General features: G+C 65.4%; 19 protein-coding genes and 2 rRNA genes. 16 read left to right on the top strand and 5 right to left on the bottom strand.

All coding sequences use genetic code 11. From position 1 onward, the window contains the following. Positions 1–94 precede the first annotated feature (94 nt). Together H1R19_RS16790 and rrf are read left to right on the top strand one after the other, a co-directional pair. A 23S ribosomal RNA gene (locus tag H1R19_RS16790) occupies positions 95–3,227 on the top strand. Positions 3,228–3,339: 112 nt separating this feature from the next. Further along, positions 3,340–3,456: ribosomal RNA gene (gene rrf / locus H1R19_RS16785) — 5S ribosomal RNA — on the top strand. An 87-nt stretch (positions 3,457–3,543) separates the two neighbouring features. Here rrf and H1R19_RS16780 read toward each other — a convergent pair. Next, entirely contained in the window at positions 3,544–5,388 is a 1,845-nt protein-coding gene (locus H1R19_RS16780) for a flavin-containing monooxygenase (RefSeq protein ID WP_219849625.1), read from the bottom strand. Between the two features lie 172 nt (positions 5,389–5,560). On the opposite strand from H1R19_RS16780, the gene H1R19_RS16775 reads away from it, so the two are divergent. The 5 genes from H1R19_RS16775 to H1R19_RS16755 all read left to right on the top strand — a co-directional run bounded on the left by H1R19_RS16775 (position 5,561) and on the right by H1R19_RS16755 (position 10,308). Next, entirely contained in the window at positions 5,561–6,796 is a 1,236-nt protein-coding gene (locus H1R19_RS16775; protein WP_219849624.1) for a helix-turn-helix domain-containing protein, read from the top strand. Positions 6,797–6,815: 19 nt separating this feature from the next. Beyond that, positions 6,816–7,427, top strand: a complete 612-nt coding sequence (locus tag H1R19_RS16770; RefSeq protein ID WP_219849623.1) for an MSMEG_1061 family FMN-dependent PPOX-type flavoprotein — start codon at positions 6,816–6,818, stop codon at positions 7,425–7,427. A 159-nt stretch (positions 7,428–7,586) separates the two neighbouring features. Continuing rightward, positions 7,587–9,479, top strand: a complete 1,893-nt coding sequence (locus tag H1R19_RS16765; RefSeq protein WP_188328001.1) for a propionyl-CoA synthetase — start codon at positions 7,587–7,589, stop codon at positions 9,477–9,479. An 11-nt stretch (positions 9,480–9,490) separates the two neighbouring features. Beyond that, entirely contained in the window at positions 9,491–9,943 is a 453-nt protein-coding gene (gene crcB, locus H1R19_RS16760) for a fluoride efflux transporter CrcB (RefSeq protein WP_188327401.1), read from the top strand. Beyond that, the gene (locus H1R19_RS16755; RefSeq protein WP_219849622.1) at positions 9,940–10,308 is read left to right on the top strand and encodes a fluoride efflux transporter FluC; all 369 of its coding nucleotides are present in this window, start codon (positions 9,940–9,942) and stop codon (positions 10,306–10,308) included. The genes crcB and H1R19_RS16755 overlap by 4 nt, the downstream gene beginning before the upstream one ends. Before the next feature lie 27 nt (positions 10,309–10,335). On the opposite strand, the gene H1R19_RS16750 is transcribed toward H1R19_RS16755, so the two are convergent. Both H1R19_RS16750 and H1R19_RS16745 read right to left on the bottom strand, forming a co-directional pair. Beyond that, a complete protein-coding gene (locus tag H1R19_RS16750) occupies positions 10,336–11,559 on the bottom strand; it encodes an acyl-CoA dehydrogenase family protein (protein WP_188327403.1) in 1,224 nt (407 codons plus the stop codon). A gap of 49 nt (positions 11,560–11,608) precedes the next feature. After that, the gene (locus tag H1R19_RS16745; RefSeq protein WP_219849621.1) at positions 11,609–12,979 is read right to left on the bottom strand and encodes an acyl-CoA dehydrogenase family protein; all 1,371 of its coding nucleotides are present in this window, start codon (positions 12,977–12,979) and stop codon (positions 11,609–11,611) included. 160 nt (positions 12,980–13,139) lie between these two features. Here H1R19_RS16745 and H1R19_RS16740 point away from each other — a divergent pair, with 160 nt between their 5' ends. Both H1R19_RS16740 and H1R19_RS16735 read left to right on the top strand, forming a co-directional pair. After that, positions 13,140–13,598: a DUF2752 domain-containing protein gene (locus H1R19_RS16740; protein WP_188327405.1), complete on the top strand. Its 459-nt coding sequence runs from the start codon at positions 13,140–13,142 to the stop codon at positions 13,596–13,598. A 54-nt stretch (positions 13,599–13,652) separates the two neighbouring features. Further along, the gene (locus tag H1R19_RS16735) at positions 13,653–14,312 is read left to right on the top strand and encodes an MBL fold metallo-hydrolase (protein ID WP_219849620.1); all 660 of its coding nucleotides are present in this window, start codon (positions 13,653–13,655) and stop codon (positions 14,310–14,312) included. Here the strand turns inward: H1R19_RS16735 and hisN are convergent. Further along, the gene (hisN, locus tag H1R19_RS16730) at positions 14,309–15,157 is read right to left on the bottom strand and encodes a histidinol-phosphatase (RefSeq protein WP_219849619.1); all 849 of its coding nucleotides are present in this window, start codon (positions 15,155–15,157) and stop codon (positions 14,309–14,311) included. The genes H1R19_RS16735 and hisN overlap by 4 nt on opposite strands. A 19-nt stretch (positions 15,158–15,176) precedes the next feature. Between hisN and H1R19_RS16725 the strand changes: the two genes are divergently transcribed. The 7 genes from H1R19_RS16725 to smpB all read left to right on the top strand — a co-directional run bounded on the left by H1R19_RS16725 (position 15,177) and on the right by smpB (position 20,543). Beyond that, on the top strand, positions 15,177–15,593 hold the full coding sequence (locus tag H1R19_RS16725; RefSeq protein ID WP_219849618.1) for a hypothetical protein: 417 nt from the start codon (positions 15,177–15,179) through the stop codon (positions 15,591–15,593). A gap of 94 nt (positions 15,594–15,687) precedes the next feature. Further along, the gene (gene prfB / locus H1R19_RS16720) at positions 15,688–16,803 is read left to right on the top strand and encodes a peptide chain release factor 2 (protein ID WP_188327408.1); all 1,116 of its coding nucleotides are present in this window, start codon (positions 15,688–15,690) and stop codon (positions 16,801–16,803) included. Next, positions 16,800–17,762, top strand: coding sequence for a mechanosensitive ion channel family protein (locus H1R19_RS16715; protein WP_188327409.1), 963 nt, complete (start codon positions 16,800–16,802; stop codon positions 17,760–17,762). The genes prfB and H1R19_RS16715 overlap by 4 nt, the downstream gene beginning before the upstream one ends. Then, a complete protein-coding gene (locus H1R19_RS16710) occupies positions 17,762–18,265 on the top strand; it encodes a hypothetical protein (RefSeq protein ID WP_219849617.1) in 504 nt (167 codons plus the stop codon). The genes H1R19_RS16715 and H1R19_RS16710 overlap by 1 nt, the downstream gene beginning before the upstream one ends. An 89-nt stretch (positions 18,266–18,354) precedes the next feature. After that, on the top strand, positions 18,355–19,041 hold the full coding sequence (ftsE, locus tag H1R19_RS16705) for a cell division ATP-binding protein FtsE (protein WP_188327410.1): 687 nt from the start codon (positions 18,355–18,357) through the stop codon (positions 19,039–19,041). A 50-nt stretch (positions 19,042–19,091) separates the two neighbouring features. Further along, positions 19,092–20,000, top strand: coding sequence for a permease-like cell division protein FtsX (ftsX, locus tag H1R19_RS16700; RefSeq protein ID WP_219849616.1), 909 nt, complete (start codon positions 19,092–19,094; stop codon positions 19,998–20,000). Positions 20,001–20,069: 69 nt separating this feature from the next. After that, positions 20,070–20,543: an SsrA-binding protein SmpB gene (smpB, locus tag H1R19_RS16695; RefSeq protein ID WP_219849615.1), complete on the top strand. Its 474-nt coding sequence runs from the start codon at positions 20,070–20,072 to the stop codon at positions 20,541–20,543. Between the two features lie 24 nt (positions 20,544–20,567). On the opposite strand, the gene H1R19_RS16690 is transcribed toward smpB, so the two are convergent. Further along, positions 20,568–20,924: a hypothetical protein gene (locus H1R19_RS16690; protein WP_219849614.1), complete on the bottom strand. Its 357-nt coding sequence runs from the start codon at positions 20,922–20,924 to the stop codon at positions 20,568–20,570. Positions 20,925–21,051: the final 127 nt, after the last annotated feature.

Here is a 21,051-nt window from a genome sequence, read left to right as displayed (position 1 = left end):
GATTTAGCAGAAAATGTTTTGTGATGTCTACATTTGGTCCCTCGCTGGCATGGCCTTCGGGTTGTGTTGGGTGGGGGGTTGTTTGTAGGTGTTGTTGTAAGTGTTTAAGGGCGTTCGGTGGATGCCTTGGTACCAGGAGCCGATGAAGGACGTGGTAGGCCGCGATAGTCCTCGGGGAGTTGTCAAACGAGCTGTGATCCGAGGGTGTCCGAATGGGGAAACCCAGCACGAGTGATGTCGTGTTACCACCAGCTGAATGTATAGGCTGTGTGGGGGGAACGTGGGGAAGTGAAACATCTCAGTACCCATAGGAAGAGAAAACAATTGTGATTCCGTGAGTAGTGGCGAGCGAAAGCGGAGGAGGCTAAACCATGCGCATGTGTAACCGGGTAGGGGTTGTGTGTGTGGGGTTGGGGTTCATCTTCTCAGATCTACCTGTCTGGGCGTGAGTCAGAAAACCATGTGTTAGGTGAAGTGGCCTGGAATGGTCTGCCGTAGTCGGTGAGAGTCCGGTAGCTGAAAACATGTGGTCTTGCGTGATGAATTTTCCCAAGTAGCAGCGGGCTCGTGGAATCTGCTGTGAATCTGCCGGGACCACCCGGTAAGCCTGAATACTTCCTGGTGACCGATAGCGGACAAGTACCGTGAGGGAAAGGTGAAAAGTACCCCGGGAGGGGAGTGAAATAGTACCTGAAACCGGACGCTTACAATCCGTCAGAGCCTGTGCACCCTTGTGGTGGTGGGTGATGGCGTGCCTTTTGAAGAATGAGCCTGCGAGTTAGTGCTCGGTGGCGAGGTTAACCCGTGTGGGGTAGCCGTAGCGAAAGCGAGTCTGAATAGGGCGTTTGAGTCGCCGGGTCTAGACCCGAAGCGGAGTGATCTACCCATGGCCAGGGTGAAGCGACGGTAAGACGTCGTGGAGGCCCGAACCCACTTCAGTTGAAAATGGAGGGGATGAGTTGTGGGTAGGGGTGAAAGGCCAATCAAACTCCGTGATAGCTGGTTCTCCCCGAAATGCATTTAGGTGCAGCGTCACATGTTTCTTACCGGAGGTAGAGCTACTGGATGGCCGATGGGCCCCACAGGGTTACTGACGTCAGCCAAACTCCGAATGCCGGTAAGTGAGAGTGTGGCAGTGAGACTGCGGGCGATAAGGTTCGTAGTCGAGAGGGAAACAGCCCAGATCGCCGGCTAAGGCCCCTAAGCGTGTACTAAGTGGAAAAGGATGTGGGGTCGCGAAGACAACCAGGAGGTTGGCTTAGAAGCAGCCACCCTTGAAAGAGTGCGTAATAGCTCACTGGTCAAGTGATCCTGCGCCGACAATGTAGCGGGGCTCAAGTACACCGCCGAAGCCGCGGCACTCACACAATAGCCCGTTCTTCCCTTACGGGGGTGAACCAGGTGTGTGGGTGGGTAGGGGAGCGTCCTGCATCCGTGGAAGCCACAGAGTGATCTAGTGGTGGAGGGTGTGGGAGTGAGAATGCAGGCATGAGTAGCGAAAGCAGAGTGAGAAACTCTGCCGCCGAATGACCAAGGGTTCCTGGGCCAGGTTAATCCGCCCAGGGTGAGTCGGGACCTAAGGCGAGGCCGACAGGCGTAGTCGATGGACAACGGGTTGATATTCCCGTACCCGTGTATCCGCGCCCATGCTGAATCAGTTGTACTAACCATCCTGAAACCACGAGAAGGCCTTCGGGTCTCGAGTTGGTGGATGCATGGGACCTCGGCTGGTAGTAGGCAAGCGATGGGGTGACGCAGGAAGGTAGTGGGGCCAGTGAGTGGTAGTACTGGTGTAAGCCTGTAGGGCGTGTTCTAGGTAAATCCGGGACACATACAGCCTGAGAGGTGATGCGTAGCCGTTGAGGCGAATTCCATGATCCTATGCTGCCGAGAAAAGCCTCTAGTGAGTTGGTACACGGCCCGTACCCCAAACCGACACAGGTGGTCAGGTAGAGAATACTAAGGCGATCGAGAGAACTGTGGTTAAGGAACTCGGCAAAATGCCCCCGTAACTTCGGGAGAAGGGGGACCCAGACTGGTGACGGCATTTACTGCTTGAGCTGGTGTGGGTCGCAGAGACCAGAGAGAAGCGACTGTTTACTAAAAACACAGGTCCGTGCGAAGTCGTAAGACGATGTATACGGACTGACGCCTGCCCGGTGCTGGAAGGTTAAGAGGACCGGTTAGTCACTTTCGGGTGGCGAAGCTGAGAATTTAAGCCCCAGTAAACGGCGGTGGTAACTATAACCATCCTAAGGTAGCGAAATTCCTTGTCGGGTAAGTTCCGACCTGCACGAATGGCGTAACGACTTCTCTGCTGTCTCAACCACAGACTCGGCGAAATTGCAGTACGAGTAAAGATGCTCGTTACGCGCGGCAGGACGAAAAGACCCCGGGACCTTCACTATAGCTTGGTATTGGTGTTCGGTTCGGTTTGTGTAGGATAGGTGGGAGACTGTGAAGTGGGCACGCCAGTGTTCATGGAGTCGTTGTTGAAATACCACTCTGATCGTATTGGACTTCTAACCTCGGACCCTGATCGGGTTCAGGGACAGTGCCTGGTGGGTAGTTTAACTGGGGCGGTTGCCTCCTAAAAAGTAACGGAGGCGCCCAAAGGTTCCCTCAGCCTGGTTGGCAATCAGGTGTTGAGTGTAAGTGCACAAGGGAGCTTGACTGTGAGACGTACATGTCGAGCAGGGACGAAAGTCGGGACTAGTGATCCGGCACCGGCAAGTGGAAGCGGTGTCGCTCAACGGATAAAAGGTACCCCGGGGATAACAGGCTGATCTTCCCCAAGAGTCCATATCGACGGGATGGTTTGGCACCTCGATGTCGGCTCGTCGCATCCTGGGGCTGGAGTAGGTCCCAAGGGTTGGGCTGTTCGCCCATTAAAGCGGCACGCGAGCTGGGTTTAGAACGTCGTGAGACAGTTCGGTCTCTATCCGCCGCGCGCGTTAGAAACTTGAGGAAACCTGTCCCTAGTACGAGAGGACCGGGACGGACGAACCTCTGGTGTGCCAGTTGTTCCGCCAGGAGCACTGCTGGTTAGCTACGTTCGGAAGGGATAACCGCTGAAAGCATCTAAGCGGGAAGCCTGTTCCAAGATGAGGTTTCTCACCACCTTGAGTGGTTAAGGCCCCCTACAGACCATGGGGTTGATAGGCCAGAACTGTACGCCTAGCAATAGGTTCAGGTGACTGGTACTAATCGGCCGAGGACTTACCAACAACACCCACACATCACATACACCAGTATGTTTGTGTGTTCGCATCCACTATGACACTTCTGAAACAACACACAACCGTTTAAACAAACAGTATGTGTGCTGTTTTATAAAGTTACGGCGGCTATAGCGGAGGGGAAACGCCCGGCCCCATTCCGAACCCGGAAGCTAAGCCCTCCAGCGCCAATGGTACTGCACCCTAATCAGTGTGGGAGAGTAGGACACCGCCGAACACAACTTGAAAATGCCCCGCAACCACCAGGTTGCGGGGCATTTTCCATGTCACAAACATTTTCCGGACTCCGCCGCCGGCCTCGCTCCTAACTGAGGTGATGGACGTCGGCGAGACCGTAGACCGGGGTGGGCAGCCCCTCGTAGCGTGCCTTCAATTGGAGCGCGAGGTACAGCGAGTAGTGGCGCGACTGATGGAGATTGCCGCCGTGGAACCACAATCCGGGTTGCTGCGTCGGCTTCCACATGTTGCGTTGCTCGCCCTCCCATGGTCCCGGGTCCTTGGTGGTATCCGACCCCAATCCCCAGACCTTGCCGACGCGGTCGGCCACCTCCTGGCCCATCAGGTCGGCAGCCCAGCCGTTCATGGAGCCGAATCCCGTCGCGTAGACCACGACGTCGGCGTCGAGCTCGGTGCCGTCCGAGAGCACCACGGTGTTCTCGGTGAGATGGTCGAGCTGGCCGTGTACGAGGTTGATCGTGCCGTCGGCGATGAGCTCGCTGGCACCGACATCGATGTAGTAGCCGGAGCCGCGCCGTAGGTACTTCATGAACAGGCCCGAGTCGTCGTCGCCGAAGTCGAGCTGGAATCCGGCGGCCTCGAGACGGTCGTAGAACTCTTTGTCCTGCTCGCGGATTCGGTCGTACACGGGCACCTGGAACTGATGCATGATCCGGTAGGGCAGCGAGGCGAAGGTGAGATCCGCCTTCTTGGTGGTCATCCCCGCTTCGACGGCTTCCTCACTGTAGAGGCCGCCGAGGGCGATGGATCGGAGCGAATCGGACTTCACGATGTGGGTCGACGAACGCTGCACCATGGTCGCGTCGACCCCGTTGTCCACCAGCGCCTTACAGATGTCGTGAGCCGAGTTGTTCGAGCCGATCACCACCACCTTCTTGCCCGCGTAGTCGTCGGGCCCGGGGTGCGCGCTGGAGTGATGCTGTTCGCCCGCGAAGATGTCCTGGCCGGGCACCGTGGGGATGGCGGGCTTGCCGGACATCCCGGTGGCCAGCACCAGCTGGGTCGGATGCAGGGTCATCGCCTCGCCGTCGCGGTCGATCTCGACGGTCCAGCGCTCCTGCTCGTCGTCGTAGGACGCCGACAGGCAGGTGGTCTTGCTCCAGTACGGAACCTCCATGACCTTGGTGTAGAACTCGAGCCAGTCGCCGATCTTGTCCTTCGGCGCGAACACCGGCCAGTTGTCCGGGAAGGGGAGGTACGGCAGGTGGTCGTACCAGACCGGGTCGTGCAGGCACAGCGACTTGTACCGCTTGCGCCACTGATCGCCGGGACGTTCGTGGCGGTCGACGACGATGGACGGGACACCGAGCTGGCGTAGTCGCGCCCCCAGCGCGATGCCGCCCTGCCCGCCTCCGATGACCAGCACATAGGGCTGCACCGAGCGGCCGAGTTCATGCTCCTCCTGGGCCTTCTTCTCGGCCCATGACCGGGTGTCGGTGTCGGAACCGTGGACGGCGCCGAGTGCGCGGCGGGACTTCGCCGGCTCCTCGTGCCCCTTGAGTTCCTGCAACGTGGTGAGCAGTGTCCACGCCCTGTCCTGGTTGCCCTCGGCGTCGTCGGGCCTGATCCGAAGATGGCCCTCGCAGCGGCCGACGGCGGTCTCGAAGGTGATGAACGCCGAGGCGACGCCGTCGCCGTCGTCCGCCGCCGGTTCGGTGGTCGCGAATCCCGACGGCCGGGTGTCGGCGAGACGGGCGGTCAGCATGTCGGCGATCTGTTCGTGCCCCTCGACGGTGGTGATGTTCCAGGTGAACGCGGTGAGGTCACGCCAGTAACTGTCGGTGAGGAAGGCGCTCGTGGCACGGCTGATGTCGAGCGCGGTCAGGGCGGATTCGAACTCCTGGAGCCAGGCGTCGATCCGCTGTTGCGGTGTGCGTTCGGTGGTGACGACCGGTTCCAATGTCTGGGTCATGGTGGCTCCTCGGGGTCTCAAGACGGTGGCGGGCGGCCGCTGATGGTGATGCGGACCACACCGTGTGGTCTCAGCAGACGCCCCGACCGCCGGGCTCGGCAAGGGTTGCAGGGGGTTGCGAGGGGGAAGGTTCGTTGCCGGACGGCTGTGATGGGGAGCACAATCGGTGGTGATGATTGCCTCTGAGTCCCCACCGGATCTCGAGCCGGCCGTCCAGGCGGGCGACGATCCGCGCGAGTTCGCGTACATCCTGAGCGCGGTGCACCACGCCGCGATGTCGGGTGAACGCATGCCGGCCCGTCCGCGCAGCGTGATCGACGATTCGTGGCAACGACTCCGCAGGGCCGGGCTCGACCCGGACACCGACTGCGTGGTCGAGCGCACCCTGGAGTTCGACGAGCTCGAGGAGCGGCGCCGCGAGTCGGGACTCGTCGGGGTCGTCGACGAACTCGCCCGCGGGTTGGACGCGCTCATCGCCGACGGCGACAACATCCTGGTGATCGCGGACGCGCGCGGACACGTGCTGTGGCGTAGCGGATCGTCGAAGGTCCTGACCCGAGCCGATCACCTGGGCTTCATCGAGGGCGCCGACTGGGCCGAATACTCGGTGGGCACGAATGCGATCGGCACCGCCCTGATGTCCGGCAGACCCGTCCAGGTGTTCTCCGCCGAACACTTCGTCCGCAGTCACCATTCGTGGACATGTTCCGGTGCGCCCATCAAGGACCCCCGGACCGGGGCGGTATTGGGCGTCGTCGACGTCAGCGGGCCGGCCGCCACGATCCACCCGACCACGCTCGCGCTCGTGCACGCCGTCGCCCGGCTGGCCGAATCGGAGCTTCGTGAACAGCATCGCCGCCGTCTGGACTCCCTGCGGGCGGTCGCCGCACCGATTCTGGCTCGCTCGCCGGGGCCGGCGCTGGCCGTGGATGTCGACGGCTGGGTGGCGGCGGTGGACACGGTGTCACCGCGGTCGCGGCTGATCCTGCCGCGCGGCGTCGGACCCGGTCGCACGTTTGTCTCCGCGCTGGGAGAGTGCGACGTCGAGGCACTGCCGGGCGGTTGGCTGGTGCGCGTCACCGACGCGGCGGATGCGTCCCTGACGCGGGTCGGTGTGCGGACGGTGACCGGTGCGTCCGGCGACCGACGCGTGGAGATCACGGTCGACGGTGCCAGTGGCGGATGGACCCATCAGTGTTCGCCGCGGCACGGCGACATCCTCACCTATCTCGCTCGGCACCGCAGCGGCGTCACCGCGGCACAGATGTCGACCCACCTCTTCGGTGTCGACGACCGGACCGTGACGGTGCGCGCCGAGATGTCGCGGCTGCGGAAGCACTTCGGCGGTCTGTTGATGGCCGGGCCCTACCGGTTTGCCGACGGGGTCGAGGTGCGGATCGCCGACTGACACCTGACACGATGGGGCCATGCAGATCACCGACGAGGCTCGCCTACGCCAGATCGTCGGCGAACCGGCTGCCGCCATCCGCGACAAGGTCAGGCCGGCACTGTCGGACATCGACAGAGCGTGGCTGGCCGCCTCACCGGTGGTGTTCCTGGCCACCTCCGACGCACACGGACGAGTCGACGTCTCACCCAAGGGAGACCCCGCCGGAAAAGTGGTGCACGTCGTCGACGACACCCGTATCGCGATTCCGGAACGTCCCGGCAACAGACGCGTCGACGGTTATCTGAACATCCTGCGTAACCCGCACGCGGGCACCGTCTTCGTCGTCCCCGGCCGTAGCGACACCCTGCGGGTCAACGGTGCGGCCCGTGTCGTCGACGACGGTGACTACTTCGACGCACTGGCGGTCAAGGGGAAGCGTCCGATCCTGGCCGTGGAGATCGACGTCGAAGAAGTCTTCTACCACTGTTCCAAGGCGTTCCTGCGTGCGGATCTGTGGAAGCCGGAGACCTGGACTCCTCGCAGTCTGCCGTCGGTGGCCGCCATCACCAGGATGGTCATGCCCGGCCTCGACGTCCCGTTGGTCGACGACCGGGAAACCGACGAGCAGTATCGCAAGTACCTGTACTGACCGCTCGGCGCGAGCCGCTGACCGGTCGGCGCAGGACCGGGGATCACGTGTGGTGGTGGCCGTCACACCGATACCCTCGAAGGGCGGTGCGGCACCGGCGTGAATGTCTGGAGTGCGCTCCGCGAGGAGGGTGACGGGGACGACGGTGAAGGGATGGCCATGGGCAGCTACAGCGAGGCGTTCACGCAGGCGAGCGATGACCGGGAGGCGTTCTGGCTCTCCGCGGCCGACGCGGTCGACTGGTACACCCCGCCGACCTCGGCCCTCGACGACTCGGACGCCCCGTTCTACCGCTGGTTCCCCGGCGCCACGCTGAACACCTGTTACAACGCTCTGGATCGGCATCTCGCGGACGGTAACGACGGGCGGACGGCGCTGATCTGGGACTCGGCCATGACCGGTGAGCGGCGGCACTACACCTATGCGGCGCTGCTCGACGTGGTCGCGCGATTCGCGGGAGTGCTCACCGCGCAGGGTGTCTCGGCCGGCGACCGCGTGGTCATCTACATGCCGATGATCCCCGAGGCGGCCATCGCGATGCTCGCCTGCGCGCGGATCGGTGCGGTGCACTCCGTGGTGTTCGGCGGGTTCGCCGCGCGGGAGCTCGCCACCCGCATCGACGATGCCGAGCCCGTCGCCGTCGTGACCTCGTCGGGAGGCCTGGAACCGGGACGTACGGTCGAGTACCTGCCGATGGTGGCGAAGGCGATCGAACTCTCGCAGACCCCGCCGCGCACGGTCATCGTCAAGGACCGTCCCGAGATCGCGGGCAGCGCTGCCGATTACGCCGGCTGGCTGGACTGGGACCAGCAGACCAACACCGCCGACCCGGTCGACGCGGTGCCGGTGGCCGCGACCGATCCGCTCTACATCCTCTACACCTCGGGTACCACGGGTAAACCCAAGGGCGTGGTCCGCGACAACGGCGGTCACGCGGTGGCGCTGACGTGGTCGATGAAGAACATCTACGACATCTCTGCCGGTGACGTGTGGTGGACTGCGTCCGACGTCGGGTGGGTCGTCGGGCACTCCTACATCGTCTACGCGCCACTGTTCGTCGGGGCGACGACGGTCATGTACGAGGGCAAGCCGGTCGGCACCCCCGACGCCGGCGCGTTCTGGCGGGTCATCGCCGATCACAAGGTGAAGGCCCTGTTCACCGCGCCGACCGCGATTCGCGCGATCCGCAAGGCCGATCCCGACGCCACCGAACTCGCGAAGTACGACGTGTCGTCCCTGCAGACACTGTTCGCCGCCGGCGAGCGACTCGACCCCGACACCTTCACCTGGGCGTCGAAGGTGCTCGGTGTGCCCGTCGTCGACCACTGGTGGCAGACCGAGACCGGCTGGGCGATCGCGGCGAATCTTCGTGGGCTGGAACCCATGCCGATCAAGGCGGGTTCGCCGACGGTGCCCGTGCCCGGATACCAGGTGGGCGTCGTCGACGCCGAGGGCAACGCTCTGGGTGCGGGGCAGGAGGGCAACATCGTCATCGGCCTGCCGTTGCCGCCCGGAACCCTCGCCGGTCTGTGGCGTGACGAGGAGCGCTACCGCAGGTCGTATCTGTCGGCGTTCGACGGCTATTACCTCACCGGCGACTCCGGTTACGTCGACGCCGACGGCTACGTGTTCGTCCTGGGCCGCTCCGACGACGTGATCAACGTTGCCGGACACCGACTCTCGACCGGAAGCATCGAGGCGGTGGTGGCGTCGCATCCGGCCGTTGCCGAGTGCGCGGTCATCGGCATCCACGACGACCTCAAGGGTCAGCGGCCCAGCGGCTACGTCGTGCTGAAATCCGGCGTCGACATCGACCCCGAGACACTGCGATCCGAGCTGGTGTCCCTGGTACGCAACGAGATCGGTGCGGTGGCCACCTTCCGCGACGTCACCGTGGTGCCGGCGCTGCCCAAGACCCGCTCGGGCAAGATCCTACGAAAGACCATGCGCCAGATCGCCGATCACGAGGAGTACACGGTGCCCTCGACCATCGAGGACCCGGATGTCCTCTCGGCACTGGCCGAACAACTGTCGCAACACCGCAAGGGCTGACACCGGTCGACGTGCACGCAGACAAGCACCGCGAACTCCCCGTCGATCCCGACGAACGTCCGCTGCATCTCCGCGTGCACGCGCTCGCCTGGGTGTTCGCCGGTGGGCTCATCGGGACGGGCGTGCGGTACTGGGCGGAGGCGGCCTTTCCCGCCCAGCACGGGCACTGGCCGTGGGCGACGTTCGGGGTGAACGTCGCCGGCGCGTTCATCCTGGGGGCGCTTCTGGAACTGCTTGCGCGGCTTGGCCACGACGAGGGGTGGCGCCAGCGCGTGCGGCTCTTCGGGGGCACCGGCATCTGTGGTGCGCTCACCACCTACAGCACGTTCGCGCTGGAGATCTCGGAACTCACGCGGGCGTCGGCGGTGGTGACCGCGTCGTCCTACGCGATCGTCAGTGTCGTGCTCGGGCTCGCCGCGGCGGCCTGCGGGATCGCCCTCGCTTCCCGGGTGGGCCGGGGATGATCGCGATTGCCGTCATGGTGGCGGGAGCGTTGGGTGCGGTGACGCGGTTCGTCGTCGACGGTGCGGTGACATGGAAGTGGCCCACCATCACCCCGTGGGGCACCTTCGCCGTCAACGTGACGGGTTCGGCACTGCTGGGCGTGCTCGCCGGACTGGTGATCTTCCGGGGAGCCCCGCACGAGCTGCAGGCGATCGTGGGTACCGGATTCTGCGGTGGCTACACGACCTTCAGCACCGCGAGTTTCGAGGTGGTGCGGCTGACGCAGAACTCTCAGCGGATCGTCGCCGCAGGGTACGCCGCGGGAACCCTCATCGCTGCCGCCGTCGCGTGCGCCGCCGGAATGACACTCGCCTGGGCGGTGTGACACCGCCCAGGCGAGAAGGCCATCAGCTCACTTGAGCTCGGCGCTGCTCTTGTTGAGCACGCGTCGGGCGATGATGAGGTTCTGGATCTGCTGGGTGCCCTCGAAGATGTCGAGGATCTTCGAGTCACGCGCCCACTTCTCCACGAGGAGACGCTCCGAATAGCCCAGCGTGCCTGTCAGTTCGACCACCTTGTTGGTGATGTCGGTGACGGTGCGGCCGGCCTTGGCCTTCGACATCGACGCCTCGGTCGAGTTCGGCTGGGAGTTGTCGGCCATCCACGCGGCGCGCATCGTGTGCAGGTAGGCGGCCTCGAAATCGGCTTCCATGCGCAGGAACTCGGCTGCGGCGGCATGCTGGTCGGCGGCGGGACGGTCGTAGTCGACCTCGATGCCCGCCTCGTCGAGGACACGACGCAGCTCTTCGAGTGCGGCGCGGGCGACACCCACGGCCATGCCCGCGACCAGGGGGCGCGTGTTGTCGAAGGTCTGCATGACCCCGCCGAACCCCTTCTTGGTGTCGACCTCGGGGGATCCGAGCAGGTTCTCCTTGGGGATGCGGCAGTTCTCGAAGCGGATGACCGCGGTGTCGGAGACCCGGATGCCCAGCTTGTGTTCCAGGCGAACCACTTCCACTCCGGGATGCTCGCGCGGGACGACGAAGCTCTTGATGGCGGCGCGGCCGAGGCTCTTGTCGACGGTCGCCCATACGACGATGTGGGTGGCGCGCGAACCGGCCGTCACGAAGATCTTCTCGCCGTTGATGACGTACTCGTCGCCGTCGAGCGTGGCGGTGGTGGTGACCGCCGCCGAGTCGGAGCCGAAGCTGGGCTCGGTGATGGCCATCGCGGCCCACACCTTGCCGAACTGCTCGAGCTGCTCGTCGGTGGCGACCGCGGCGATCGCCGAATTGCCCAGTCCCTGATAGGGAATGCTCAGCATGAGGCCGACATCGCCCCACGAGGTCTCCATGACGTTGACGACGGACTGCATGTTGCCGCCGTTGACCACCGAGCCCTCGGGCCGGGGCTTGTCGGACTTCTTCTGGCTGCGGCCGCCGTCGGCACCGGCACCGGCCTGCCCGGTCTCCGAGAGGCCGTCGTACAGGCTGGCCAGGGTGTCGAGCTCGACCGGGTAATCGTGTTCGCGCAGATCGTATTTGCGCGAGATGGGCCGGAAGATCTCCGCCGCCGCCTGATGGGCCTGGTCGACGGTGACGTGCAGCTTCTTCGGGAGTTCCAGATTGATGCTCATGTGACTTCTTTCGGGAAGCGTCGAGTCTTCGGAGAAGCGTCGAGGTGGTCTACAGGACGACGATGCCTTCGCCGATGCCGGCGCCGCGGAGGTCGCGGTACCAGCGCTCGACGGGATGTTCCTTGGTGAAGCCGTGTCCGCCGAGCAGCTGCACGCCGTCGAGGCCGATCTGCAGGCCCTTGTCGATGGTCAGCTTGCGGGCCAGTGCCGCCTCACGGGCGAAGCTCAGGCCCTGTTCGGCGCGTGCCGCACCCCGCAGGGTGACAAGGCGGATGGAGTCGACCTCGGTCGCCATCGTGGCCACCATGAACGCGACCGCCTGACGATTGGAGATCGGCTCGCCGAACGCCTCGCGCTCGTTGACGTAGGGGATCACGTAGTCGAGGACTGCGCGTGCGGTGCCCGCGGCCAGTGCCGACCAGCCCAGGCGGGACAGGCGGACGACGTCGCGATAGGCGGCCAACGCGGCGTCGCCCTCACCGCCGACGATGGCCGATGCGGGCACGGCGACGTCCTGCAGGAGGAGTCGGCCCATCCCGGCGGCCCGCACACCCATGCCGGGGTCGGCCTCGACGATCAGGCCCTTGGTGTCGGATTCGACGAGGAACAGCGCGGGCTTGCCGTCGAGCTGCGCACCGACGATGAACAGCTCCGATGACCCGGCAGCCGGCACGAAGGACTTGACGCCGTTGAGGCGGAACCCGCTCGGTACGCGGGTCGCCTTGGTGCTCAACGAGAATGCGTCGAACAGCGGGCGCGGCTCGGCGATCACGACGGCGGACTGCGGCACGTTCTCGCCCGCGAAGTCCGGCAGGTAGGTGCGCTGCTGCTCATCGGTGCCGAAGTTGGTGAGGGTGGTGGCCACACCACTCGGTGCCAGCAGCGGCAGGGCGAGGCCCATGTCGCCGTAGGCCATCGCCTCGGCGACGAGTGCGTTGGTGACCACGCCGCGCTCGGAGGCGGCCCCGTCGAGATCCTCGGGGACGTTGATCATGGTGATGCCGAGCTCGGCCGAGCGCTTGACGATGTCGTCGGGGGCGGCGGCCGCGGCATCGGCGTCATAGGCGGCGGGACGCAGGATCTCGGTGGCGAACTCCTTCACCGTCTCCGCGATCATCTGCTGCTCGTCGTCGGGGGTCAGGTTGAAGTAGTCCTTGGGGGCGCTGCTCAGTCGCTTGGCCTGACCGGAGCCGCCGCCCTGCGCGGCCTTGAACGCACGGTTGGCCGCACCGAGCGTCTGGAAGCCGGTCTTGGTGCCCTGGTAGGCGATGCGGTTGATGGGTTCGCGGATGTTGTACTTCTCGGCGAACTCCGACCCCGTCACCGTGGTCAGCACGCGCATCGCGGTGCCGATGAAGTTGCGTGGGTGCGGGTTGCGGCCGACTGCGGAGGTGTCGCGCGGTTCGGTGTGAGTTGTCATATCACCAGCCGTTTCTTTCCGGGTGCCCCGGAGCGGGGCCGCTGCACGTGTCTTGCGGACCGATCTTACTCGGTAGTAAGAACACACCTTACTTCGGAGTAAGGAGATTGTCACGCAATCGTTCGACGACGCTTCGGCGCCGACGCGCTAGGCTGGCCGAGTGATCGTAGACCACCGCCCCGACCTGCGTTTATCGGGTACCGGTGCCATCGGCGCGGGGGTTGCGGCGGCGGTCGGTGCGGCGGCATTGGGTGCCGCGTGTGTGTTCACGCCGGGCGGGATCGACGGTGGCCCGCAGGTGTGCCCCTTCGCGATGATGACCGGCCTGCCCTGTCCGGGCTGCGGACTCACCCGCAGCTGGGTCTCCTTCATGCACGGTGATGTCGGCGCCGCGTTTCGATTCAACGCATTCGGCCCGCTCCTGCTGGTTCTCACGGCGGTCACCGTCGTCGCGGCGCTCGTCACCCTGGCCCGCCGTCGCCGGACCCCGCTCACCGGATGGCGTGACATCGTCCTGAGCCCGCTCGGAGCGGTGCTGCTGGGGGTGTGGCTGGCCTATGGGTTCCTGCGGATCTTCGACGCCGCGTTCGGGTGGGGGATCTTCCCGCAGATCGTGTGAGTTGCAGATCGTGTGAGTCTGGCGTCCGCTGCGTGCGGGCGGCAGAGTGGACGCATGCAGATCACCCACTTCGGCCACTCCTGTCTGCTCGTCGAGATCGACGGGACCAAGGTGCTCTTCGACCCGGGGAACTTCTCGCACGGGTTCGACGGGATCAGCGGCCTCGACGCCATCCTGATCACCCATCAGCACCCCGATCACTGTGACGTCGCGAAGCTGCCGGACCTGGTCGCGGCCAATCCCGACGCGATCCTCTATGCCGATCCGCAGACCACCACACAGCTCAACGACGACGACGTCGCCGGTGCGTGGACGGCCGCGCGTAGCGGGGATCAGATCGAGATCGGTTCGCTCACCGCACGATTCACCGGAGGTCGGCATGCGGTGATCCACCCCGAGATCCCGGTCGTCGACAATGTCGCCTACGTCCTCGGCACCGCCGAGCAGCCGGGTCAGTTCATGCATCCGGGCGACTCGTTCTACATCCCTTTCGAGCATGTCGACGTCCTCGCGCTGCCGTCCGCGGCGCCGTGGATGAAGCTCAGCGAGTCGGTCGACTACCTGCGGGTGATGGCGCCGCGGGTGGCCGTGCCGATCCACCAGGCGATCCTGTCCGACGCCGGCACCGGTATCCACTACGGACGGCTTGCCGACATGAAGGACGCGGCGACGGAGTTCAAGGTGCTCGACACCGAGAGCGCGACGCGGCTCTAGCGGCTCAGCGCGCCCAGGACCTCGTCGTGCAGCAATCCGTTGCTGGCGACGGCACTTCCGCCGCCGGGGCCGGGTGTGCCGTCGAGCGCGGTGAACGCCCCGCCCGCCTCGCGGACGAGGATGTCGAGCGCGGCCAGGTCCCAGAGGGACACCTCGGGTTCGGCGGCGATGTCCACGGCACCCTCGGCGACGAGGCAGTAGTTGAAGAAGTCGCCGTAACCGCGGACGCGCCACACGCGGTCGGTGAGGTCGACGAACTGCTCGCGGATGCCGCGGTCGGCCCACCCGGACAGGCTGGAGAAGGCCAGGCTCGAGGCCGCGAGATCGGCGACCCCCGACACCGAGAGGCGGCGGGCGTCGGCACCGTCGAAGCGGGTGTGCGCGCCGAGACCGGTTGCCGCCCACCAGCGTCGACGCAGTGCGGGTGCCGACACCACCCCGACCACCGGTACGCCGTCGATCAGCAGCGCGATCAGGGTGGCCCACACCGGCACCCCGCGCACGAAGTTCTTGGTTCCGTCGATGGGGTCGATGACCCATTGGCGTCCGGACAGCGCCGCCTCGCCGCCGAACTCCTCGCCGAGGACGGTGTCGGCGGGGCGGCGGGCCGAAAGCCGTTCGCGGATCATGGTTTCGCAGGCGAGGTCGGCATCGGAAACCGGTGTGAGATCCGGCTTGTCGTCGACGTGCAGGTCGACGGCGCCGAAGCGGTCCATGGTCAGGGCGTCGGCGGAATCGGCGAGTGAGAGCGCGAGTTCGACGTCGTCGCCGAAGTTCGCCGGACCCACGTCGTGCGGACCTGCGTTGTTCGGGCCGGGGTTTTTCGGGCCAGGAGCGGCGGACATGCCCGGTAGGGTAGCCCTCATGTTGCTCACCGTGACGTTCACCCTGCTGCTCGCCGCGCTCGTGGTGGCCCTGGTCGTCCAGTGGCAGCGGGGACGCAACCCGCAGGCGATGTCGGCCGCGAGGGCCTCGCAGTTCGTGCAGGGAACGTTCACCGTCACCGGGATCTCCGACCGCGACGACGAGCCTGCGAACAGTGCCACCGACAAGAACGGTGAGCGCTACTGCACCATCAGCGGGACCATCGTCGGACCCGAGACCTCCCCGACCGAGGTGTACGGGACGTTGGTGCTCGGCGCGGGCGACCCGTGGCCGCAGATCGGCGACGACCTGTCGGTCCTCTACAAGCCGAACAAGGCCGCGACGTCGTGGCGATTCGGTGAGATGCCGAACGGGACGCCCGAGCAGGGGCCGCCCTGGGGACCCGACCCGCTGTGACCCCTTCCCGCTGTGACCCCTTCCCGCTGACCAGTTGAGCACTGTGACCCGTCGCCCTCTCTGAGTCGCCGGACTGTCGGTACTCTGGATAACCGTGCATCCCGACGTGACCGCAGACCTCGAATCCCTCGACGCCACCTTGACCACTGTGGAGAAGGTGCTCGACCTCGAGGAGCTCCGTCGACGCATCGACGAGCTGGAGATGCAGGCCTCCGATCCCGACCTGTGGAACGACCAGGACCACGCCCAGAAGGTCACCAGCGAGCTGTCCCACGCCCAGTCCGAGCTGCGCAAGGTCTCCGAGCTGCGCTCGCGACTCGACGATCTGCCGGTGCACTATGAGCTCGCCGACGCCGAGGAAGGCGACGACAAGGCCGCGGCGCTGGCCGACGCCGACGCCGAGCGGGCGAGCCTGCGCGCCGACATCGCGGCCATGGAGGTCAAGACGATGCTCGCGGGCGAGTACGACTCGCGAGACGCCCTGGTCAACATCCGGTCGGGCGCCGGCGGCGTGGACGCCGCGGACTGGGCCCTGATGCTCATGCGCATGTACATCCGCTGGGCCGAGCGGAAGGGCTACGGCGTCGAGGTCTACGACACGTCCTACGCCGAGGAGGCCGGGCTGAAGAGCGCGACGTTCGCGGTGAAGGCCCCGTACATGTACGGCACGCTGTCGGTCGAGCAGGGCACCCACCGCCTCGTGCGTATCAGCCCGTTCGACAACCAGAGCCGACGCCAGACGTCGTTCGCCGAGGTCGAGGTGCTGCCGGTGGTCGAGACCACCGACCACATCGACGTCGACGAGAACGACATCAAGGTCGACGTCTACCGCTCGTCGGGTCCCGGTGGTCAGTCGGTCAACACCACCGACTCGGCGGTCCGGTTGACCCACCTCCCGACCGGCATCGTCGTGACGTGTCAGAACGAGAAGAGCCAGCTGCAGAACAAGGCGTCGGCGATGCGGGTGCTGCAGGCCAAGCTCCTCGAACGCAAACGTCTGGAGGAGCGCGCCGAACTCGACGCCCTCAAGAGTGACAGCGGTTCGAGCTGGGGCAACCAGATGCGCTCCTACGTGCTGCACCCGTATCAGATGGTCAAAGACCTGCGGACCGGCGTCGAGGACAACAATCCGACGGCGGTGCTCGACGGCGACCTCGACAAGTTCATCGAGGCCGGCATCCGCTGGCGGATGGCGACCGCCGAAGCGTGATCGCCCCGCACGGAAGCCTGCTGCTCGCTGCCGCGCCGTCCCCGACCGAGCTCCTGCTCGGGCGGGTGTACGTCTGGCTGGCCACGAGCGGACTCGAGATCGTCATCTGGATCCTGGGGGCGGTGCTGCTCGCCCGGCTGATCCGCTGGGGCGCCGACAAATATGCCTCACGCGTGGAATCGCAGTTCTCCACCAGCGACCTGATCGTGCAGACCGAGGACGCCAAGCATCGACGGGCGCTGGTCGACGTGGTGGCGTGGACGTTGATCGTGGTGATCGCGATCATCGTCATCCTGCACGGACTCTCGGTCTTCGGGATTCCGCTGAGCGGGTTGACCGGGCCGACCGCGGTGATCGGTGCGGCGCTCGGCTTCGGCGCGCAGCGCGTCGTCCAGGACATCCTGGCCGGGTTCTTCGTCGTGGCCGAGAAACAGTACGGCTACGGCGATGTCGTGGACCTGACCGTGACCGGCAATGCGCCGGCGGAGGGGACCGTCGAGGACGTCACCCTGCGGGTCACCAAGCTGCGTACCAGTGAGGGTGAGGTGATCACGGTTCCGAATGGCCAGATCATCAAGGCCACCAACCTGTCGAAGGACTGGGCGCGCGCCGTCGTCGACGTACCGGTGCCGTCGGCCGCCGACATCGGGCTGGTCAACGACACCCTCGACCGGGTGGGCCGCGAGTTCTACGCGTTGCCCCGCTGGCACGACCTGCTCCTCGACGCGCCGTCGGCGCTGGGCGTCATCTCTCTGGAACTCGACGCGATCACCGTGCGCATGGTGACCCGCACGCTCCCGGGCAAACAGTTCGAGGTGGGGCGCGCCCTGCGCGTGCACATCATCCGGGCACTGGCGCGTGAGGGCATCAACGTCCCCGCACGCGACATCCAGTCGGCCGGGGGCCCGCCCGCCACACAGACAGAGCCGACCAATCGTGACCGGGACGGGGGCGAGTGATGGCCGAGTCGCCGAGGCCGAGCCCCGACACCACCGACACCCAGCGCGGCGGATCAGGACGCCGCGGGCGTCGTCGTCTGCCGTTCCGGTGGGGGCAGCACATCGGCAGGCCGACGATCCGGGTCAGCACCGCCATCCTGCTGTTCGTGTTCGTGCTGTGCTGCGTCCTGTACGGCTACACCTCGCAGCGCTACGGCGTCGTGGAGCCGCAGGCGCCGCGTCCGACGCCGAAACCGACGGTCGAGGTCGTCGAACCGACCTATGAGGCCCCGCCGCGGACGTCGTTCTCGACCACGGAATCGGGAACCTCGACGACCGACGTCACCGGCTCGGGTACCGGCACGGACACGGGTACCGGCGAACAGGGCCCCGGCCCGTCACCGTCGAGCCGTGGGGCGCCTCCGCCCCCGACCACGACGCGTCAGACGATCCCCGGCCTGCCGAACTTCGAGATACCGGGATTCGGCGCTCCCACCCCGACCACCCCGGTTCCGACACGCTGACCCCCGATTAACCACTGGTCAAGGGCGTTCGCGAGACGGAATGTCGCGCCTGAACGCACTCTCAGGCGTCGTCGTTACACTGGCACATCGTGATCAAGCTGGAGAACGTCACGATGCAGTACAAGGCGTCGTCTCGACCCGCTCTGAGGGACCTGAGCCTCGAGGTCGACAAGGGGGAGTTCGCATTCCTCATCGGCCCGTCCGGATCGGGCAAGTCGACGTTCTTCCGTCTCTTGCTCAAGGAGGACCGGCCCACCAGCGGCGACGTGTATCTCGGGGAGTTCCACGTCAACCGGATGCGGGCGCGCGAGGTGCCCAAGCTGCGCCAGTCCATCGGCTGTGTGTTCCAGGACTTCCGTCTGCTGCAGAAGAAGACGGTCGCCGAGAACGTCGCCTTCGCGCTCGAGGTGATCGGCCGCCCGCGGTCGACCATCAAGCGCGTCGTCCCGGAGGTCCTGGAGTACGTCGGACTGGAGGGTAAGCACGACCGCATGCCCAATGAGCTCTCCGGCGGCGAGATGCAGCGCGTCGCGATCGCCCGCGCCATCGTCAACCGGCCGCTGGTGCTGCTCGCCGACGAACCGACCGGAAACCTCGACCCCGAGACCAGCGAGGAGATCGTCGACGTCCTCGATCGTGTCAACCGCCGGGGCACCACGGTGGTGATGGCCACCCACGACCGCCACATCGTCGACGCCATGCGCCGGCGGGTTCTCGAGTTCGACAACGGGCAGCTCGTACGCAACGACCCGCAGGGTGTGTACGGGATCGGCTGATCAGTCCGCACCCGACCGCACCCCCACCGACCCAAGGACTGTCTGCAAGCATGCGAGCGAATTTCATCATCAGCGAGGTTCTCAACGGGCTCCGCCGCAACGCGACCATGACCATCGCGATGATCATCACCACGGCGATCACCCTGGGCATGTTCGGCGGTGGTCTGTTGGTGATCCAGATGGCGGACAAGAGTCAGCAGATCTTCCTCGACCGGGTCGAGATGGAGTTCTACCTCAACCCGGAGGTGACCGAACGGGATCCGCAGTGCGAGGCCGATCCGTGTGCGCAGCTGCGGCGCGGGCTCGAGAACGAACCGGGTGTCACCTCGGTGACCTATCTGGACAAGGACGAGGCCTACAAGCGGGCCAAGGAGATCTTCGCCAACAACCCGGACCTCGCGGAGAACATCGTCGAGGGCACGCTCCCGGCGTCGTTGCGTGTGCGGGTGTCCGACCCCGACCAGTTCGACGCCGTGCTCACCAAGTACGCGGCCCGAAAAGACCTGGGCGTGGACGCTTTCAAGGACGACCGGAAGCTGGTGCAGCGCATCTTCAGCGTCCTCGACGGGGTCCGCAACGCGACGTTCGCGATCGCGTCGGTGCTCGCGATCGCGGCGATCCTGTTGATCATCAACACGGTTCAGGTGGCGGCGTTCACCAGGCGTACCGAGGTGTCGATCATGCGCCTGGTGGGCGCGACGCGGTGGTACACGCAGTTGCCGTTCCTGCTCGAGGCGGTGGTGTCGGCGTTCATCGGTGCGCTGCTCGCCATCGGCGGTCTGATGCTGGCGAAAACGTTCTTCTTCGACAACGCATTACGCGAGTTGTACGGCGTCAGTTTCTTCGCCCGGATCGAGATGGCCGACGTGCTGTTCGTCGCACCGTGGTTGCTGCTGGGCGGAATAGTGTTGGCCGGTGCGACGGCATATGTCACGCTTCGTGTCTATGTCCGTGAGTGACCCGGTGTCACCACGTGGGGCCGGTGGCGAGATAATCAGCTGTTGACGATCAGAGGAGGTGAGTGAGCGGTGCCGAAGGAAAAGGGTCGCAACGTGATTGCGACGAACCGTAAGGCGCGGCACAACTACGCCATCCTCGATGTCTACGAGGCGGGTATCGCGCTGGTCGGGACCGAGGTCAAGAGCCTGCGGGCCGGTAAGGCGTCGCTGGTCGACGCCTTCGCCACCATCGACGACGGTGAGGTGTGGTTGCACGCCCTCCACATCGCCGAGTACGGCAACGGTTCCTGGACCAACCATGCGGTGCGACGTAAGCGCAAGCTGCTCCTGCACCGGCGCGAGATCGACAACCTCGTGGGCAGGATCCGCGACGGCAACCTGACGCTGGTGCCGCTGTCGATGTACTTCAACGACGGCAAGGTGAAGGTCGAGCTGGCGCTGGCCCGCGGCAAGCAGGCGCACGACAAGCGTCAGGACATCGCCAAGCGCACGGCGCAGCGCGAGGTCGAGCGTGAGGTCGGCCGTCGCGTCAAGGGCATGTGACGGACGTTGACCGGCGGGTCGCCCTCAGGCGGCCGACGGAATTCGCGAGCCGGAGATTTCCGGCTGCGTGCCGGCCACTTCATGATGGCGGTACATCGCCTCGTAGCGATCGATATCGGCGCGTCGGAGTGCGGGAATCAACGGGTCCGGCGAGATGATGGCGCCGTCGGATGCCTTGGTGTGGGCGCTGAGATCGACCTGCGCGCGGAACGCGGCGAAGGACGTCACGATCAGAACAGCCAACGCGACCCCGAACGGCCAGGCGGGATACGCCATCCCACCGGCCAGCGCGTCCACGAAGAGACCCATGGACGCGAACGCGAGGAGCAGGAGCAGGTAGCCGACGATGCCGTACGAGAAAGTGCGAAATGCGGTGCGCATCGCGAGCCTCCATCCGTAGCGATTGACACTTCCGTATCGATACACTGACTGTATCGATACGTTCGGTGTAGCGATCCCGGTGGCTCCGATATTCCCGGACGGGGACGTGCGAGCAGGGTGTGAGGAA

Source organism: Gordonia jinghuaiqii, from assembly GCF_014041935.1.
Lineage (GTDB): Bacteria > Actinomycetota > Actinomycetes > Mycobacteriales > Mycobacteriaceae > Gordonia > Gordonia jinghuaiqii.
This window is presented reverse-complemented; position numbering and strand designations above follow the sequence as displayed.